This is a genomic window from Streptomyces sp. NPDC059718 (genome assembly GCF_042733315.1).
GTDB lineage: Bacteria > Actinomycetota > Actinomycetes > Streptomycetales > Streptomycetaceae > Actinacidiphila.
The window spans coordinates 150,005-165,028 of the sequence record NZ_JBHWGA010000019.1 but is presented as its reverse complement, the minus strand read 5'-3'; the positions used below and the strand labels follow the sequence as shown (position 1 = coordinate 165,028).

Sequence of the window (15,024 nt, the reverse complement as noted above, 5' to 3'; positions counted from 1 at the left end):
CCACCGATGAGGTGCCGGTGGCGGGTGGGGCGGGGCCGTTGGGGCCGGTCATCGCGGGGTTGCTGGTGCGGGAGCCGGAGCGGCGTCTGTCGGCGTCGGACGCCGAGCGGATGCTGCGGGCGAGCGCCGCCGAGACCGAGACCGCCAGCGTCCCCCGCGAGAGCCTCACCCTGTCGCACACCGCGCCGACCACCGTCGTCCGGCCCCCGGCACCGGCCGCGCAGCCCGCGCCGTCGCACGCCCCCACGGTCCCGTCGGGGGTCCCGGTCCCGCCGCCCGCCCCGGAGCGCCGGCGCCGCACCGGCGTACGGGCGCTGGTGGCCGTGGTGCTGGCCGCCGCCCTCGCCGGCGGCGGGTTCTACGCCGCCGAGCACTTCGGCAGCTCCGGCGGCGCGCAGGGCGACGGGGCGCGGCCGAGCCACTCCGCGACGTCGTCGTCGCCCTCCTCGCCCTCCCCGTCCTCCCCGTCCTCCCCGTCCGTGCCGGGCCCGTCGCCCGTGCCGGCCGGCTACCACCTGGCGGAGGAACCGGACCGCGGGTTCTCGGTCCCGGTGCCCGACGGGTGGACCCGTCAGATCAGCGACGACGGCCAGCAGGTCATCTACATCGACCCGACCGGTCTGGCCGGCATGCGGATCGGCACGCTGGACTACGCGGCGAACGACCCGCTGGAGCACTTCGAGGAAGAGGAACAGCAGACCATCCCCAAGCTGGACGGCTACGAGCGGCTGCGCATGCAGAGCACCCGCTGGCGCGAGCGCCCGGCGGCCATATGGGAGTTCAGCTTCAAGGGCAAGGCCCGCGACTTCCGCGCCATCGACCTGGGCTTCGGAGAGCCCGGTGAACGCGAATTCGCCGTCTACCTCTCCGCGCCGACGGCTCAATGGGGTGATTTCCGGCCGGTCTTCGACAACGCGGTGGCCGGACTCGTCGTCCACGACTAGCACACGCCGGGGCCGGGGTGGGACCACGGCCCCGAGTCAGGGATGATGGAGGTCTCCATCCCCCGGTCGCCGAAAGCAGGCGATGAGGGAGCTTCATCTTCAGCGACGGCAGAGGGAATTCATGGGCCAGGCGCACGACACCGACCAGCGTCTCATCGCCGACCGCTACCGTCTCGGCGCCGTCCTCGGCAAGGGCGGCATGGGTACCGTCTGGCGGGCCGTCGACGAGACGCTCGGTCGCACGGTCGCCGTGAAGGAGCTGCGCTTCCCGCACAACATCGACGAGGACGAGAAGCGCCGCCTGGTGACCCGCACCCTGCGCGAGGCCAAGGCGACCGCCCGGATCCGCAACACCGGGGCCGTGACGGTCTTCGACGTCGTCGAGGAGGACGGCCGGCCCTGGATCGTCATGGAGCTGGTCGAGGGCCGCTCGCTGTCGGACGCGATCCGCGAGGACGGACCGCTCACGCCCAAGCGGGCCGCCGAGGTCGGGCTGACCGTCCTGGACGTCCTGCGGGCCGCCCACAAGGAGGGCATCCTCCACCGCGACGTGAAGCCGTCCAACGTCCTGATCGCCGACGACGGCCGCGTCGTGCTCAGTGACTTCGGCATCGCGCAGATCGACGGCGACCCGTCGGTCACCTCCACCGGCATGCTCGTCGGCGCTCCCTCGTACATCTCGCCGGAGCGGGCGCGCGGCCAGAAGCCTGGCCCGCCGGCCGACCTGTGGTCGCTGGGCGCCCTGCTGTACGCCTCGATCGAGGGCCGGCCGCCGTACGACAAGGGCTCCGCCATCGCCACGCTCACCGCGGTCATGACCGAGCCGCTGCGCACCCCGCGCAACGCCGGCCCGCTGGCCGACGCGATCCAGGGGCTGCTCAACAAGGACCCCGATCTGCGGCTGGACGACGCGGGTGTGCGCCCGCTGCTCACCGGCGTCGCCCACGCGCCGGACGTCCCGGTCGCGGAGGCCACGCGCACCATGCCGCTGCCGCCCTCCGACCCGCAGCCGACGCCCACCGACGCGCCGCCGGCCACCCGGGCCGCCGCCGCAGACCAAGCGGCCCTGCGGGCCGCCAAGGCCAAGCCGGAGCCCGAGACCACCCCGGCGACCGCGGTCACCCCGGCGACCGCGTCCGCGCCGGTACCGGTCCCCGCCCCCGCCGCCCCCCGGGTGCCGTTCCTGGCGTCGCTGGACGAGCGCCGCCGCCGCGGACTGCTCTTCGCGGCGGTCGTGGTGGCCCTCGCGCTGCTCGGGACCGGGATCGGTTTCTGGGCCGCCCAGGGCGACGACGACCCGGGCGCGAGCCAGCCCGCCGGGCCGGCCGCCTCGGCGAGCCCCAAGTCCGGTGACGACGGCGTCCAGGACGGCAAGGGCGGCGACGACCAGGGCAAGGGGAGCGAGGACGACTCCGGCAAGGGCGACGACAAGGGGAATGGGGACAACTCCGGCAAGGGGTCGGGCAGTTCGTCCTCCGGGTCCCCGGACGGCTCCGGCGGCGGGAAGGACGGCGCCGCCGCCGTTCCGGCCGGCTGGAAGACCTACACCTCGTCGGCCGGTGACTTCTCGATAGCGCTGCCCGACGGCTGGGCCACGAACAGCAAGGACAACGGCTACGGCACCGGCCGGATATTCAACTCCGGCAACCGGCCGCGTGTGCAGGTCGACTGGACCACCACGCCCGGCAAGGACGCGGCGGCCGCCTGGCGGGACCAGGAGCCGCGGTCGAGGAGCGGATACCCCGGCTACCAGCGGCTGTTCATCAAGACGGTCGACTACCGCGGTTACCGCACCACCGCCGACTGGCAGTTCACCTTCACCTCCGGCGGCACCAAGATGCGCGCGGTGAACCGGGGCTTCGTGGTGGACGACCACCACGGCTACGCGATCCTGTTCACGGCGCCCGCCGCGGACTGGGACAGCCCGAAGACCCAGGCCATGCTGGCGAGCTTCTTCAAGACCTTCAAACCGGCCAAGTGACGCCGCTCGAGCACGTATCGTGAGTCATTGCGGACTGTCCGCATCCAGAACGGATCGGATCTGACGCTTTGGGGAGGCGTCGTGGACGACTACGCGGGACGCGTACTGGCCGACCGCTACCGCCTGCCGCGGCCGCCCGCCGACGAGTTCGAACTGGTGGAGACCCGGGCCTGGGACACCTTCAGCAACCAGGAGGTGCTGATACGCCAGGTCCTGCTCCCCGAGGTCGTCAGCGCCGAGCCCGGGCCCCAGCACGGTGACGGCGGGGACACCGCCCGCCGGGCCCTGGAGGCGGCGCGGGCCGCGGCCGCGATACCCGATCACCCCCGGCTGGTGCAGGTCTTCGACATCTTCGTCGAGGACGGCAGCGTGTGGATAGTGAGCGAGCTGGTCGCCGCCCGCCCGCTGGCCGCGGTCCTCGCCGACAAGCGGCTCAGCCCGTACCGCGCCGCCGAGGTGGCCTCCGACGTGCTGACCGCCCTGCGCGTGCTGCACACGCAGGGCTGGGTCCACCGCAATGTCACCGGCGGGACCGTGCTGGTCTGCGACGACGGCCGGGCGATGCTCTCGGGCCTGGCCGTGGGCGCCGCCCAGGAAGCGCTGTGCGGGTACAACCCGGTGCCGGTGCCCGCCATGGCCGGGGGCGGTGAGGCGCCCGGCGGCAGCTGGGACGGCCCGCACTCCGCGCTGGAACTGGAGCGTGCCCGGCAGGCCCGGCTCACCGTGGTCGGCCCGGTCACCGAGCGGTGGGCCCCGGAGCAGGCCACCGAGGTCCACGAGAACTGGCAGCTCGCCCCGCCGGTCGGTCCGGCCGCCGACCTGTGGGCGCTGGGGTCCCTGCTGTTCCGCAGCGTCCAGGGGCATCCGCCGTTCCCGGAGGAGAGCACGGCGGAACTGGTCCAGCTGGTCATCGCCGAGCCGCCCGCGTACGCCGAGGAGTGCGGCCCGCTGCGGCCCGTCGTGGAGTCCCTGCTCCGCCAGGACCCCGAGGAGCGGCCCGACGCGGAGGAGCTGCGCGGCTGGCTGCGCTCGCTCGTCCGGTCCGCGCCCGAGCCGGACGTGGGGCTGAGCACGGTGCCCGTGCCCGCCGACGATCCGCACAAGCTGCCGGTCGTACGCCGCCGCGGCGAACTGGTGCGGCGCCGCAAGGCCGCCGCCGACCCCGTACCCGCCCATCCCGCCCACGGGCGCCACAAGCGCACCAAGGAGCGGCGGCAGGGGACGGCACGCGGTCCGCGCAGCCTCGGGGTCACCCTGGTCGGTCTGGTGCTGCTCCTGATGGTCGCCGCCGTGCTGTACGCGGTGCTCTTCATGCCGCGCGGCGGGACCACGGACGACCAGGGCGCGGCCGGCGCCACGCGGACCCTGCCCGCGCAGGTGCCCGGCGGCGACGAGCGGCCGCAGACGACCAAGCCGCCGGGCACCAAGGCCCCGCGGAGCACGGCCCCCGCCACGAGCGCCCCGCCGCCCACGCGGTCCGCCCCCGCGGACGCCGCCGCCACCACCGGCCTCGGCGGCGACTTCCGGCTGCGCACCGACCCGGCCGGCTTCAGCCTCGCCGTCCCCAACGGCTGGCAGCGCACGGGGAAGAACGCCGACGGGCAGGTCCGCTACACCGGCGGCGACTACCAGCTGCTCGTCGTACCCGGCCGCGACTTGGTCGCCGACAAGGGCGGCGACCCGATCGTCTACCAGAACGACGAGCCGGAGCTGGCGGGCTTCCGCGCCTCCGGGTGGTCCTCGGCCTCCGGCCTGCGCCGCCTCGACATGGGCGGGATCGCCGCCGCCGAAGGGGAGTTCAGCTGGAGCGACGGCTCCGGGCGGCAGCTGTTCGCGCGCAACCTGGTGATGATCCGCGACGGCAGGTACCACGTCGTCCTGGTCATCGGGCCGGACGGCCGGCGCGCCGACGTCAAGCGGTACTTCGAGAAGGCCGCGGAGACCTACCGCACCACCTGAGGGCGGCGCCCGGACCGGAACCGCGCGGTTCCGGCGCGCGTCGCAGAAGCCGTGGGGGCAGGGGAGTGAGCGGGAGCGGAAGCGTGCTGGCCGGACGGTACCGGCTCGGCGACGTCATCGGCCGCGGCGGCATGGGGCGGGTGTGGGAGGCCCAGGACGTCGTGCTGCGGCGCACCGTCGCCGTCAAGGAGCTGACGCTCGGCGCCCACCTCGCCGAGGACGACCGGGCCGTGCTCCAGGAGCGCATGAAGCAGGAGGCGCGCGCCGCCGCCCGGATCAACCACCCCAACGTGGTGACCGTCCACGACGTCGTGGAACAGGACGGCCGGCCCTGGATCGTCATGGAACTGGTCGACGGCCCTTCCCTGGACGAGGTGGTGCGGCGGGACGGCCCGCTGCCTCCGCGGCGGGCGGCCGCCGTGGCCGCCGCCGTGCTGGAGGCGCTGCGCGCGGCGCACGCCGCGGGGGTGCTCCACCGGGACGTGAAGCCGGCCAACGTGCTGCTCGCCCGCGACGGCCGGGTCCTGCTGACGGACTTCGGCATCGCCGTCGTCGAGGGCGACTCGGCGATCACCCGGACCGGCGAACTCGTCGGCTCCGTCGACTACCTGGCGCCCGAACGGGCCCGCGGCGGCCGTCCCGGGCCGGAGTCCGACCTGTGGTCGCTGGGCGCCACGCTCTACGCGGCGGTCGAGGGACGCTCGCCGTTCCGCCGCACCTCGCCGATCGGCACGCTGCAGGCCGTGGTGTACGAGGACCTGCCCGAACCCCGGGCCGCCGGTCCGCTGCGCCCGGTGATCGCGGCGCTGCTCGCGAAGGAGCCGGCCGCGCGGCCGGAGGCCGGGCGGTTGGCGACCACCCTCGCGGCCATCGCGGCGGATGGTCCACGGCGCCGCCGCCCCGGCGGGCGGCGCACCGCCCTCGTGGCGACCGCGGTCGCGGTGGCGCTGCTCGCGGGCACCGGAGCCGTCCTGGCGGTGGTGAAGGGGCACGGCGACGGCACCGGGGTCCCGGCGGGCTACGTGCGGGTCCACGACCCGGCGGGGTTCAGCCTGGCCGTGCCGCGCGGCTGGAAGCGGCAACTGGACGGCGACCAGATCGACTACACGCCCGACGACGGCGCGCACCGGCTGCGCATCGGCGTCGGCCGCGCGGCGCCGGGGCTCAATCCGTACATGCACCTGCTCGAACTGGAGAAGAGCGTCCGGGCGCTGCCCGACTACACCCGGGTGCGGCTGCACCAGAACACCTTCCGGGGCGGCGACGGCTGCCTGTGGGAGTTCAGCTGGACCGACTCCAAGGAGCACCCGGGCCCGCGCCGTGCCGTCGACCAGGCGTACGTCGCGGCCGACGGCACCGAGTACGCCCTCTACATGGGGGCGCCGGCCGGCGACTGGGCCGCCGCCTCCGCCGGGTTCCAGGTGGCGCTGCGGACCTGGCGACCGGAGCCGGGGAACTGACGGTGCGGCATCATGGCCCCATGACGGGCGACGGGGGGCGGCTGGTCGCCGGGCGCTACCGGATCACGGGGCGGCTCGGGCGCGGCGGCATGGGCACGGTGTGGCGGGCCGACGACGAACTGCTGGGCCGCCGGGTGGCGGTCAAGGAGTTGCACGCCGAGGGCGAGGAGGACCGCGCCCTGCGGGAGGCCCGTACGGTCGCGCAGATACGGCATCCCCACGTGATCGTCCTGTTCGACGTGGTCGAGGAGGACGGCCGCCCCTGGATCGTCATGGAACTCGTCGACGGCCGCTCGCTGGCGGAAGTCCTCGCCCAGGACGGCCCGTTGGCGCCGCGCGAGGCCGCCCGCGTCGGCGCCGCCGTCACCGGCGCGTTGCGGGCGGCGCACGAGCGCGGGGTCCTCCACCGCGACATCAAGCCCGGCAACGTCCTCGTCGAGCACGGCACCGGTCGGGTCGTGCTGACCGACTTCGGCATCGCGCGGGTGGCGGGCGCGACCACGCTGACCAAGGCCGGGGACTTCGTGGGCTCTCCCGAGTACACCGCCCCCGAGCGCATGTCCGGGCAGGCCGCCGGGCCCGCCTCCGACCTGTGGTCGGTGGGCGTCCTGCTGTGCGCGGCCGTCGTCGGGCGGTCGCCGTTCCGCCGTGACTCGCTGGGGGAGGTGCTGCACGCCGTCGTCTTCGACGAGATCCGGCCGCCGGAGCGGACCGGGCCGCTGCTGCCGGTGGTCGAGGCGCTGCTGCGCCGCGAGCCCGGGCGGCGGCCGACCGCGGAGGAGACCGAGACCCTGCTCGCCGCCTACGCCGAGACCGGTGTGCCGCCCACCGCGGTGCCCGCGCCGGCGCCCGTCCCGGAGACGGAGCGGCAGGACGCGCCGCTTCCGCGGGCCCGGCGCAGGCGGGCCCCGCTCACGGCCGCGCTGGGCGTGGCGGTGCTGGCGGGGGCCGGCGTCGCGGCGGCGTCCCTGCTGCCGCACGGGGGATCGCCGGGGGACGGCGCCTCCCCGGTCCGCACCGTCGCCAGCAGCGGCAAGGGCACGCACGCCACCCCGTCCGCCTCGTCCACACCGGCCTCCCCGGCGCCGTCCGCCTCGGCGCTCCCCGCGGGCTTCCGCACGGTCGACGACCCCGCCGGTTTCTCGCTCGCCCTGCCGGAGGGCTTCCGGCGCTCCCTGGAACCGCCGCGGATCTTCTACTACTCCGCCGGCGAGGAGTTCCGCGTCGGCATCCGCAGCCGGCCGCCGGACGCCCGCGGCCCCGAGGCGGTCATGCGGGCCCAGGACGCCTCCGGCCCGGCGGCGTACCGGGGCTACCGGGACGGCTTCGTCACCCCCACCACGCAGAACGGGCACCCGGCCGCGCTGTGGCAGTTCACCTGGGACGGCTTCACGCCCGGCGAGCCGCGCCGCACCTTCGACCTGTGCTGGGAGGAGGACGGCCGCCAGTACGACCTGTGGGTCTCCTCGCCCCTGCAGCTGGCCGAGCGGGGACGGGACTACTTCGACACCGCCCGCGTCACCTTCCGCACCGGATGACGTCCCGGCACGGAGGGACCGGGGACGGGTCGCGGCGTTCCTGCCAGCTTTTGCTGGCGTAATTGTGAAAACTGGCTACTGACGGGTATGCACGCGGTGTCACCCCGTCGTACGCTCCCGCCATGACGGACTCTCCTACTGCCGGTAACGGCAATCCGGTCGCCCCCTCCGGCACCAGGACCGCCGCGGACGTGGTGACACCGGACCTCGTGGCGCGGCTGACGCGGGGCGTCGCCGGCAGCGGCCGGACCGTGAACCACACGCCGCTGACCGGCGAGAAGCTGGCGGAGCTCCCCGAGTCGACGCCGGAGGACGTGGCGGCGGCCTACGAGCGGGCGCGGGAGGCGCAGCAGGCGTGGGCGGCGACGCCGGTGCGCCGCCGCGCCGCGGTGCTGCTGCGCTTCCACGACCTCGTACTGGCCCGCCAGTCCGAGGTGCTGGACCTGATCCAGCTGGAGACCGGCAAGACGCGGCTGCACGCGCACGAGGAGGTGCTCGCGGTCGCCGTCGCGGCGCGGCACTACGGCGTCAAGGCCCCGTCGTACCTGAGGCCCAAGCGGCACACCGGCGCCATCCCGGCCCTCACCAAGGTGCGGGAGCTGCGGCACCCGCGCGGTGTCGTCGGCCAGATCGCGCCGTGGAACTACCCCCTCGAACTCTCCATCGGCGACGCGCTGCCCGCCTTCGCCGCCGGCAACGCCGTGGTGATGAAGCCCGACACCGAGACCGCGCTGACCGCCCTGTGGGCGCGCGAGCAGCTGATCGAGGCCGGACTGCCCGCCGACGTCTGGCAGGTCGTCATCGGCGAGGGCCCGGTCGTCGGCCCGGCGGTCGTGGAGCACGCCGACTACGTGTCCTTCACCGGCTCCACCCGTACCGGCCGGGACGTGGCCACGCGTGCCGCGGCCCGCCTGATCGGCGCCTCCCTCGAACTCGGCGGCAAGAACGCCCTGCTGGTGCTGGAGGACGCCGACCTCGACAAGGCGGCCGAGGGCGCGGTCCGCGCCTGCTTCTCCTCGGCGGGCCAGCTGTGCATCTCCATCGAGCGGCTCTTCGTCCACGCGTCCGTCGCCGACGCCTTCCTGGAGCGCTTCACCGCGCGCGCCGGGGCCCTCAAGCTCGGCACCGCCCTCGCCTACGGCGCCGGGATGGGGTCGCTGGCCGGCGAGCGCCAGCTGGAGACCGTCACCCGGCACGTGGAGGAGGCCGTCGCCAAGGGCGCCACCGTCCTCACCGGCGGCAGGGCCCGGCCCGACGTCGGCCCGTACTTCTTCGAGCCGACCGTCCTGGACGGCGTCGAGCCGCCGATGGCCGTGTGCGCGGAGGAGACCTTCGGCCCGGTGGTGTCCGTGTACCGCTTCACCGACGAGGACGAGGCGGTCGAGCGCGCCAACGCGACGCCGTACGGCCTCAATTCCAGCGTCTGGACCAAGGACACGCGCCGCGGCGCCCGCATCGCCGCGCGTCTGCGCAGCGGCACCGTCAACGTCAACGAGGGCTACGCGCCGGCGTACGGCAGCGTGCAGTCACCGATGGGCGGCATGAAGGACTCCGGGCTCGGCCGCAGGCACGGCTCCGAGGGCATCCTCAAGTACACCGAGGCGCAGACGGTGGCGACGCAGCGCCTGCTGCCGATGGCCCCGTCGCTGGGCATGGACGACGCGGCGTACGCGGCCTTCATGAGCCGCAGTCTCCGGGTGATGAAGGCGCTGAGGCTCCGCTGATGGAGGGGGAGCGGATGTCCTACGACTACGACGTGATCGTGATCGGGTCCGGCTTCGGCGGATCCGTGTCGGCGCTGCGCCTGACGGAGAAGGGCTACACGGTCGGCGTCCTGGAGGCCGGCCGCCGCTGGACCCGGGAGTCGCTGCCGAAGAACTCCTGGCACATCAAGGACTACCTGTGGGCCCCGGCGCTCGGCCTGTACGGGATCCAGCGCATCCACCTGCTCGACAACGTCATGATCCTGGCCGGCGCGGGGGTCGGCGGCGGTTCGCTCAACTACGCCAACACCCTCTACGTCCCGCCGAAGGCCTTCTTCGAGGACCGCCAGTGGGGCCACATCACCGACTGGCAGGAGGAACTGGCCCCCCACTACGACCAGGCCAAGCGCATGCTCGGCGTGCGGCTCAACCCGACCATGACCCCCTCGGACGTCCACCTGAAGGCGACCGCCGAGCGGATGGGCGTCGGCGACTCCTTCCACATGGCCCCGGTCGGCGTGTTCTTCGGCGACGGCCAGGACGCCTCGGGCGACGCCAAGGCAACGCCCGGGGGCGAGGTGCCCGACCCGTACTTCGGCGGCGCCGGCCCCGCCCGGCGGGCCTGCACGGAGTGCGGGGAGTGCATGACCGGCTGCCGCCACGGCGCCAAGAACACCCTCAACGAGAACTACCTCCACCTCGCCGAGAAGGCGGGCGCCGAGATCCACGCGATGACCACCGTCACCGGGCTGTCGGAGAACGCCGAGGGCGGCTACGACGTCACCGTCGTGCCCACCGACCGCCGGCGCAAGGCGAAGCCGCGCGTGCTGCGTGCCGGGCACGTGGTCGTCGCCGCCGGCACCTACGGCACCCAGACGCTGCTGCACCGCATGCGCGACGCGGGCCGGCTGCCCGGCCTGTCCGCGCGGCTCGGCGAGCTGACCCGCACCAACTCCGAGGCGCTGGTGGGCGCGCAGACCGACAGCCGCCGCTACCGCCGTCGCACCGGCGAGCAGCGGGTGGACTTCACACGGGGCGTGGCCATCACGTCCTCGATCCACCCCGACGAGAACACCCACATCGAGCCGGTCCGCTACGGCAAGGGCTCCAACTCGATGGGCGGCCTGTCCATCCTGCAGGTCCCGCACGGCACGCGGCTGCCGCGCGGGCTGGCCTACCTGGCGCATTGCGCGCGCCACCCGGTCCTGCTGATGCGGTCGCTGTCCAACCGCCGCTGGTCCGAGCGCACCATCATCGGCCTGGTCATGCAGTCCCTGGACAACTCGCTGACCACCTACCGCAAGCCCAAGGGCCTGGGGAAGGGACTGCTCACCGCCCGGCAGGGGCACGGCGCGCCCAACCCCTCCTTCATCCCCGAGGGCGCCGAGGCCGCGCGCCTGCTGGCCGAGGAGATCAACGGCTTCGCGGGAAGCAACGTCGGCGAGTTGATGGGCACGCCGCTCACCGCCCACTTCCTGGGCGGCTGCGTGATCGGCGAGGACGCCGGGCACGGCGTGATCGACCCGTACCACCGGCTGTTCGGGCACCCGGGCATCCACGTGGTGGACGGCGCCGCGGTCTCCGCCAACCTGGGGGTCAACCCCTCGCTCACCATCACCGCGCAGGCCGAACGCGCCATGTCCCTGTGGCCCAACAAGGGCGACGCCGACCCGCGTCCGGCCCAGGGGGAGGCCTACCGGCGCGTCGCCGCGGTCGAGCCCAAGCACCCGGTCGTCCCGGCGGACGCCTTCGGCGCCCTGCGGCTGCCGGTGCTGCCCGTCCCGCCGGTCCCGCCCAAGGCCTGATCCCGCCGGACGCCGAGGGGGCCGCACCCGTCCGGGACGCGGCACCCTCGGCCGTGCTCCGTACGGGTTCCGGACCGTGCGGGGGGCGCGGTGCGGGGTCCGACTCACTCGATCGAGGGTCGGATACCTGCTCAAGTGCCGCGAAATGAGTAGTGTGTTCCTCGCAGAGCGGCCGGTCCCGGGCGTCCCCGGAACCGACCGCCACTTTGAGTCGTGACCGGGCTGCTGTCCCCTGCTGTCCGGTCACTGGATCACCGGAGCGAGGTCCCACGGCGCGGCCGCATTGCTTCCACTCGCGCGGGCGCGCCTCATCGCTCCGGTGGCACCCCGCCCAGCTGCGTCTGAGCGGTGTCCACGCGTGGTGTTCGACGTCCTTGCTTCCCTGGCCCGGGGTGACCGCGCCTGGCTGGCACGGACACCGGATTCAACGAAGGCGTCCGTAGGCGGTCACGTGCCGTACGGGTGATGCCCCCCGAACGGGTCACAGGGCCGGTGCCACGGGGGTTTCAGACCCGTCCGCGGCACAGTTCCAGCAGGGTCATGGCGAGGGTGGTGCCGGGCTTGCCGAGCCGGTCGCTGTAGCGGCGCAGGATGTCCATCTCACGGGAGAGGTGCACCCGGCGGCCGCCGGACTCGATGCGGGCGCGCTGGATGCCGGCCGAGACCGTCATGCGTTCCCCCACCAGCGCGATGATCCTCGCGTCGAGGTCGTCGATGCGCTCGCGGGCGTCCGCGATGACGGCGGCGGGGTCGGTGGCGGGGGCGTCGGCGGGGCCGGTCGTCCGCTGTGCTGCCGGGGTGCCGCTCATGGGGGTTCCTCCTCGGGGGCCGGGCCCCCGGGCCGCACGGGGCGGGAAACGCCAGGCGCCCCGGGCCGTGTGGCCCGGGGCGCCTGGTGACGTCTGGTTGCGTTTCCTCGCTCAGACAGCACGACCATGGCAGCCGGACCAGCCGGTGCCATAGGTAAACGCGAAGCGCGTGCCGTGGAGCATGCGGCACAGTGTGCGCCCTCGGGCCGGGGAAGTAAAGCCGTGGGCCCCGGTAGACTCGGTGGGGACCCCACGTTCGACACCGCCGGAAGGCCCACCGTGGCATCAGCGACCCCAGCCGCCCCCGACACCGTCCTCGTCGTTGACTTCGGGGCGCAGTACGCCCAGCTCATCGCCCGCCGCGTCCGCGAGGCCCGGGTCTACAGCGAGATCGTGCCGAGCACGATGCCGGTCGAGGAGATGCTGGCCAAGCGGCCCGCGGCGATCATCCTGTCGGGCGGCCCGTCGTCCGTGTACGCCGAGCACGCCCCGCGGCTGGACCGCGCCCTGTTCGAGGCGGGCGTCCCCGTCTTCGGCATGTGCTACGGCTTCCAGTTGATGGCGATCACCCTCGGCGGCACCGTCGACAACACCGGGTCGCGCGAGTACGGCCGTACCCCGCTGCACGTCGGCAAGACCGGCTCCACGCTCTTCGAGGGCACCCCGGCCGAGCAGTCGGTGTGGATGTCGCACGGCGACACCTGTTCCGCCGCCCCCGAGGGCTTCATCGTCTCCGCCTCCACCGACCTGGTGCCGGTGGCCGCGTTCGAGAACGACGAGAAGAAGCTCTACGGCGTCCAGTACCACCCCGAGGTCCTGCACTCCGACCACGGCCAGCAGGTGCTCGAGCACTTCCTCTACCGCGGCGCGGGCATCGCCCCCGACTGGACCACGCACAACGTGGTCGAGGAGCAGGTGGCCGCGATCCGCGCCCAGGTCGGCGACAAGCGCGCCATCTGCGGCCTCTCCGGCGGCGTGGACTCCGCGGTCGCCGCGGCCCTGGTCAACAAGGCCATCGGGGAGAAGCTGACCTGCGTCTACGTGGACCACGGCCTGATGCGCAAGGGCGAGTCCGAGCAGGTCGAGAAGGACTTCGTGGCGGCCACCGGCGTGCAGCTGAAGGTCGTCGACGCGCAGGAGCGCTTCCTGACCGCGCTCGCCGGGGTCTCCGACCCCGAGGAGAAGCGCAAGATCATCGGCCGGGAGTTCATCCGGGTCTTCGAGCAGGCCGCGAGCGAGATCGTCGCCGAGGCCGGCGCGCACGGCGAGTCGGTGGAGTTCCTGGTGCAGGGCACCCTCTACCCGGACGTGGTGGAGTCCGGCGGCGGCAGCGGTACCGCCAACATCAAGTCCCACCACAACGTGGGCGGCCTCCCCGAGGACCTGCAGTTCCAGCTCGTCGAGCCGCTGCGCAAGCTGTTCAAGGACGAGGTCCGCATGGTCGGCCAGGAGCTCGGCCTGCCCGAGGAGATCGTCCAGCGGCAGCCCTTCCCGGGACCGGGCCTGGGCATCCGCATCGTCGGCGAGGTCACCAAGGAGCGCCTGGACCTGCTGCGCGACGCCGACGCGATCGCCCGCGAGGAGCTGACCGCCGCCGGTCTCGACCGCGACATCTGGCAGTGCCCGGTGGTCCTCCTCGCCGACGTCCGCTCGGTGGGCGTGCAGGGCGACGGCCGCACCTACGGTCACCCCATCGTGCTGCGCCCGGTCTCCAGCGAGGACGCCATGACCGCGGACTGGTCGCGGCTGCCGTACGAGGTGCTGGCCCGGATCTCCACCCGGATCACCAACGAGGTGGCCGACGTCAACCGCGTCGTGCTGGACGTCACCAGCAAGCCCCCGGGCACCATCGAGTGGGAGTAGCCCCGTAGAGGCCGCGCGGCCTCTGCGTGGGGCAGGCTTGGGGCGATACCGGGGAAACCTGGTATCGCCCCTGTTCATCTGCGGTACCTCGGGGTAACTTCCGCGCCATGACCGACACCGTGCCGCAGCCCGTACCGCCCGATCGGCTGCATTTCGCCCTCCCGCCCACCTTCGAGGACCCGGCGGAGGAACGCCGCCACCGCAAGGAGCGGCTGGTGGCGGCGCTGCGGGCGTTCGCGGAGCTGGGGTTCGAGGACGGGGTGTCGGGGCACATCACCGTGCGCGATCCGGATCTGCCGGACCACTACTGGGTGAACCCCTTCGGGGTGCCGTTCCGGCACCTCGCCGTGGGCGAGCTGATCCTGGTCAACCAGTACGGCGCCGTCGTCGAGGGCCGGCACCACGTCAACCAGGCGGCCTTCACCATCCACGCCCATGTGCACACCGCACGGCCCGACGCGACGGCCGTCGTCCACAGCCATTCCACCTACGGCCGGGCGCTGGCCGCGCTGGGGGAGCGGCTGGAGCCGATCACCCAGGACGCCTGCGCCTTCTACGAGGACCACGCCCTGTTCGACGCCTACACCGGGGTCGTCGTGGACGAGGCGCAGGCGCGGCGCATCGCGGTGGTCCTGGGAGCGCACAAGGCGGTCGTGCTGCGCAACCACGGGCTCCTGACGGTCGGCGAGACCGTGGACGCGGCGGCGTGGTGGTTCATGACGATGGAGAAGTCCTGCCAGGTGCAGCTGAGCGCGAAGGCGGCGGGCAAGCCGGTGTGGATCGCGCACGAGGACGCGATCGCCACGCGTGAGCAACTGGGACACGATCTGGTCGCCTGGATCAACTACCAGCCCACCTATGAGCGGATAGCCCGCGATAATCCAGAGCTTTTTGATTGAACGACGGCCGCTTCGCCTACGTATCTCCCAGGGCGCTCCTGGAGAATCGGTCCGGGAGGGGGT

At 73.7% G+C, this 15,024-nt stretch carries 10 protein-coding genes; 9 read left to right on the top strand and 1 reads right to left on the bottom strand.

The genetic code is table 11. The features are described from left to right. The 7 genes from ACFV3E_RS22590 to ACFV3E_RS22560 all read left to right on the top strand — a co-directional run. On the top strand, positions 1 to 944 hold a 944-nt coding region (locus ACFV3E_RS22590; RefSeq protein WP_500536236.1), incomplete at its 5' end, for a serine/threonine kinase C-terminal domain-containing protein. A gap of 121 nt (positions 945 to 1,065) precedes the next feature. Then, positions 1,066 to 2,925, top strand: a complete 1,860-nt coding sequence (locus ACFV3E_RS22585) for a protein kinase domain-containing protein (RefSeq protein WP_500536235.1) — start codon at positions 1,066 to 1,068, stop codon at positions 2,923 to 2,925. A gap of 81 nt (positions 2,926 to 3,006) precedes the next feature. Then, positions 3,007 to 4,884: a serine/threonine protein kinase gene (locus ACFV3E_RS22580; RefSeq protein WP_500536234.1), complete on the top strand. Its 1,878-nt coding sequence runs from the start codon at positions 3,007 to 3,009 to the stop codon at positions 4,882 to 4,884. Between the two features lie 83 nt (positions 4,885 to 4,967). Beyond that, complete coding sequence (locus ACFV3E_RS22575; protein ID WP_500536233.1) at positions 4,968 to 6,344, top strand: serine/threonine-protein kinase; 1,377 nt, start codon at positions 4,968 to 4,970, stop codon at positions 6,342 to 6,344. 20 nt (positions 6,345 to 6,364) lie between these two features. Continuing rightward, entirely contained in the window at positions 6,365 to 7,882 is a 1,518-nt protein-coding gene (locus tag ACFV3E_RS22570; RefSeq protein WP_500536232.1) for a serine/threonine-protein kinase, read from the top strand. 122 nt (positions 7,883 to 8,004) lie between these two features. Next, positions 8,005 to 9,606, top strand: a complete 1,602-nt coding sequence (locus ACFV3E_RS22565; protein ID WP_500536231.1) for a succinic semialdehyde dehydrogenase — start codon at positions 8,005 to 8,007, stop codon at positions 9,604 to 9,606. Positions 9,607 to 9,620: 14 nt separating this feature from the next. Beyond that, complete coding sequence (locus tag ACFV3E_RS22560; RefSeq protein ID WP_500536230.1) at positions 9,621 to 11,390, top strand: GMC oxidoreductase; 1,770 nt, start codon at positions 9,621 to 9,623, stop codon at positions 11,388 to 11,390. A 506-nt stretch (positions 11,391 to 11,896) separates the two neighbouring features. Here ACFV3E_RS22560 and ACFV3E_RS22555 read toward each other — a convergent pair. After that, positions 11,897 to 12,199, bottom strand: coding sequence for a chorismate mutase (locus ACFV3E_RS22555; protein WP_500536229.1), 303 nt, complete (start codon positions 12,197 to 12,199; stop codon positions 11,897 to 11,899). A 279-nt stretch (positions 12,200 to 12,478) separates the two neighbouring features. On the opposite strand from ACFV3E_RS22555, the gene guaA reads away from it, so the two are divergent. Beyond that, positions 12,479 to 14,062, top strand: coding sequence for a glutamine-hydrolyzing GMP synthase (gene guaA / locus ACFV3E_RS22550; protein ID WP_500536228.1), 1,584 nt, complete (start codon positions 12,479 to 12,481; stop codon positions 14,060 to 14,062). 107 nt (positions 14,063 to 14,169) lie between these two features. Continuing rightward, positions 14,170 to 14,961, top strand: a complete 792-nt coding sequence (locus ACFV3E_RS22545; RefSeq protein ID WP_500536227.1) for a class II aldolase/adducin family protein — start codon at positions 14,170 to 14,172, stop codon at positions 14,959 to 14,961. Positions 14,962 to 15,024 lie beyond the last annotated feature (63 nt).